3 protein-coding genes and 1 pseudogene are annotated in these 2,729 nt (G+C 66.4%); 2 read left to right on the top strand and 2 right to left on the bottom strand.

Annotated features, from left to right (window positions below; all coding sequences use genetic code 11):
- Nucleotides 1-101 precede the first annotated feature (101 nt).
- Nucleotides 102-1,079 (bottom strand): sigma-70 family RNA polymerase sigma factor, encoded by a 978-nt coding sequence (locus tag VFH65_RS26555; protein ID WP_414688514.1) that lies wholly within the window; start codon nt 1,077-1,079, stop codon nt 102-104.
- 79 nt (nt 1,080-1,158) lie between these two features.
- Here VFH65_RS26555 and VFH65_RS26550 point away from each other — a divergent pair, with 79 nt between their 5' ends.
- Nucleotides 1,159-1,881, top strand: a complete 723-nt coding sequence (locus tag VFH65_RS26550; protein ID WP_353325714.1) for an SDR family oxidoreductase — start codon at nt 1,159-1,161, stop codon at nt 1,879-1,881.
- A 9-nt stretch (nt 1,882-1,890) separates the two neighbouring features.
- Here VFH65_RS26550 and VFH65_RS26545 read toward each other — a convergent pair whose 3' ends face one another.
- Complete coding sequence (locus VFH65_RS26545) at nt 1,891-2,484, bottom strand: nuclear transport factor 2 family protein (RefSeq protein ID WP_353325712.1); 594 nt, start codon at nt 2,482-2,484, stop codon at nt 1,891-1,893.
- Here VFH65_RS26545 and VFH65_RS26540 point away from each other — a divergent pair.
- Nucleotides 2,485-2,729 (top strand): annotated as a pseudogene (locus VFH65_RS26540) (methyltransferase); the annotation flags it as partial.

The following is a 2,729-nucleotide window of genomic DNA, read 5'->3' as shown; positions in this document are numbered from 1 at the left end:
GAGCATCTCGGCCCTCAGCCAGATCACGAAGTCGCCAACGAACTCCCTGCCCGCCAGCCTGTTGGAGTTGTACATCCCGGGCGCGACGGTCTAGTTGCCACTCAGCGGGTCAGCGGCATACCGAACGCCGTAAACAGCGTCGGATCGAGAAAGACCGTGATCGCACTGACCCCGCGAGGGCCGGTCGTCAGGACGTGGATCGCATGCGCCGACATGACGCCGTCGGCATCGCGGCGGTAATCCGCAACCGCCGGCTGCCCGTTGGCGGCAGTCGGGATTATCGCCACATCGCCGGGCCGGCCGAACGCGCGGGTGGCAAGAAACTGGGTCACCGCGTCTCGTCCGGTGAACCATGTTGGTATAGGCGGCATTTCGATCCTGACGTCGGCTTGCAACAAGTCGGTGAGAGCTGCGATGTCGGCGCGTTCAAAGGCCGAGCAGTAGCGGTCCAGTAATTCGCGCCGCGGCTCGTCGTCGGGCTCGGCGACGCCGTCCTCGGTGGGCGCCACCTCGGCCAGGTAGGCGCGGGCGCGCTGCAACGCGCTGTTGACCGCGGCGGGCGTCGTGTCCAGCAGCTCTGCCACCTCGACCGCGCTGAACCGCACGACGTCGCGCAGAATCAACGCGGCCCGCTGGCGCGCAGGCAGGTCCTGCAGCGCCGTGGCCATCGCCAGTCGAACACTCTGTTTGGCGGTGACTGCTGTTTCGGGCGTCAACGTGTCGGGCAGCGGCTCGAGCCAGAGATGGCCGGATCCGTCGTCGAGCAGCGCATCGGCGTCGGTCGAGCCTGCCCCCAGGCCCGCGGGCAGCACCCGGCGGCCCCGGTTCTCCAGCGCGCGCAGGCACTCGTTCGTCGCGATCCGGTACAACCAGCTGCGCAGCGCCGCGTGCTCCTGCAATGACGCGTAGCCGCGCCAGCCGCGCACGTACGTTTCCTGGACGAGATCCTCGGCGTCGTGCACGGATCCGAGCATGCGGTAGCAGTGCGCGATCAATTCGGCGCGAAACGGCGCCGCCTGCTCGATGAAGTCCTGCTGGATCGTCACGTCAGTACAGACAATCCACTGGCCGGAATTCATCCGGACCGATGAATCGCGGCGGCGCGACGTATCTCAATTAGTGCGGGCATACCAACCGCACTGACAAAAAGGAGTTCCAGTGAATGAATCAATAAGCAACACCCTCGACGGCACGACGGCGATCGTGACCGGGGCGAGTAGGGGATTCGGCCGTGGTATCGCTGCGGCGCTTTCGGCGGCGGGGGTGCACGTCGTGGGGGTATCCCGCACACCCGGTGTGCAGGTGACCGCCGATGCCGCCGACCCCGCGACGGCGAGCCGACTGATCGACGAGCATCAGCCGCGGACGTTGGTGCTGTGCGCCGGGGCTTCTCCGCGGATGGCCGCGCTGCAAGAACAGACATGGGAGTCGTTCAGCCAGAACTGGAATGTCGACGTCGCGCAGGCCTTCCACTGGATGCGCTGCGCCCTGCTGCGCCCGCTTGTGCCGGGAAGCTTGGTGATCGCTATCTCGAGCGGCGCGGCGATCAACGGGTCGCCGTTGAGCGGCGGCTACGCGGGGGCGAAGGCCACCGTGAAGTTCATCGCCGACTACGCCGCAGCCGAATCGAAACGAGCCGGTCTCGGGATCAGGTTCGTCTCCGTTCTCCCGCAGCTGACGCCGGCCACCGATCTGGGCGCAGCGGCGGCGGCCGCCTACGCGCAGCGGCAAGGCGTCGATGTCGACACGTTCGTGCAGTCGTTATCGCCATCGTTGACCCCGGAGCAAGTGGGCAAAGCCGTCCTCGAGATCGCGGCGACCGAACAACCAGACCACCGTGCATACAAGCTCACCGCCGCGGGACTGTCACCCCTTGGCTGAACCCAGCCGTCAGGTGCAGGCGGCCGCGATTTCCGCGGTGTCCCAGTAGAACGGCCGCACCTCGGCGATGCGTCCGTCGACCACGCGAATGGTCTGCAGGATCGGGAACTCGACGCGCTTGCCGGTGCCGCGGGCACGCGCGCGGACGTGGGTGAGGACCACCGCCGTCTCAGTCGTCGAGAGGAACTGTTGATCGATCATCTCGAACTCTGACCACGTCTGGCTCATGGCGCCGAAGAACTGTTCCATGCCGTCGTGCCCGCGCCAGGTTCCGCCGTAGGGCAGTGAATTGGCTTGGTGCAGTACGACATCGGTAGCGAAGAAGGGTGCAAGCGGGTCGAAACTCGCGGCTCCCGGCCCGCCAGCGGCGAGATATTCGCTTTCCGCGGCATACATTCCGCGCAGGACGCTGTCGATTTTATTCACACTTGGTAGACGTCGGCAGAGCGCCGAATGTGAGATCGGCGATTCCGTCGCCGAATCATGGCTGCCGCAGTCGAGCGTCGGTTGCCAGATCGGCAAGACAGATTGCCAAATGGCTCTGGCTGGCGACATCCTGTCGATATGAATGGACCTTCCAGCGGCTTCGACGACGCTTCGCATGTGGCGACCTACACGGAGTGGGCCCCGCGGACCGTGCCCGGCTACCACGACGTGCACACCATGGCATCGGTGCTGCTCGCCGAACGTGCACCCGCAGACGCCCGGGTGCTGGTGCTCGGCGCCGGCGGGGGACTGGAGGTGAAGGCGTTCGCGACGGCCCATCCGGCATGGACATTTCTCGCCGTCGACCCGGCAGCACCCATGCTCGACCTCGCGGTAGCCACACTCGGACCGCTCGCTGCGCG

This window comes from Mycobacterium sp., assembly GCF_035697385.1.
Taxonomy (GTDB): Bacteria; Actinomycetota; Actinomycetes; order Mycobacteriales; family Mycobacteriaceae; genus Mycobacterium.
Note: the sequence above shows the minus strand (reverse complement) of the source record. Positions and strands in the feature narration are given on the sequence as shown.

Bases quoted from the DNA above. Each gene is read 5' to 3' on its own strand.
- VFH65_RS26545 (WP_353325712.1), bottom strand. From the start codon at position 2,484: ATGCGAAGCGTCGTCGAAGCCGCTGGAAGGTCCATTCATATCGACAGG.
- VFH65_RS26555 (WP_414688514.1), bottom strand. From the start codon at position 1,079: ATGAATTCCGGCCAGTGGATTGTCTGTACTGACGTGACGATCCAGCAG.